This is a genomic window from Vibrio sp. 10N.222.55.C6, assembly GCF_041473395.1.
Taxonomy (GTDB): domain Bacteria; phylum Pseudomonadota; class Gammaproteobacteria; order Enterobacterales; family Vibrionaceae; genus Vibrio; species Vibrio crassostreae_C.
In genome coordinates this window covers 1-230 of record NZ_JBFRSD010001097.1, presented here as the reverse complement: position 1 = coordinate 230, position 230 = coordinate 1, and the positions used below count along the sequence as shown (strand labels likewise).

The window sequence follows — 230 nt, the reverse complement described above, 5'->3', positions numbered from 1 at the left end:
GTGTTACGGTTACATAATACATTTGATGCTGACTATTTCTTCAATAGTTCCACTCTGGCTGGTGGTAGCACTGAGAATAGAATGATAGCTGCAGTGCCTGGTTTCTTAACGGCCTTAGGGGTAATCGGTACTTTTGTGGGTTTGCAACTCGGTCTTTCTGACTTAAACATTGCAGGTAATGTGGATGTAAATGAAATGAAAGATGGGGTGGCGGGAGTTATCAATGGAGC

Annotated in this window: 1 protein-coding gene; it reads left to right on the top strand. The window is 43.0% G+C overall.

Translation table 11 applies throughout. The annotated features are described in order from the left end of the window. A partial coding sequence (gene zorA / locus AB4486_RS27720; RefSeq protein WP_372120017.1) for an anti-phage ZorAB system protein ZorA occupies positions 1–230 on the top strand: 230 nt, incomplete at both ends.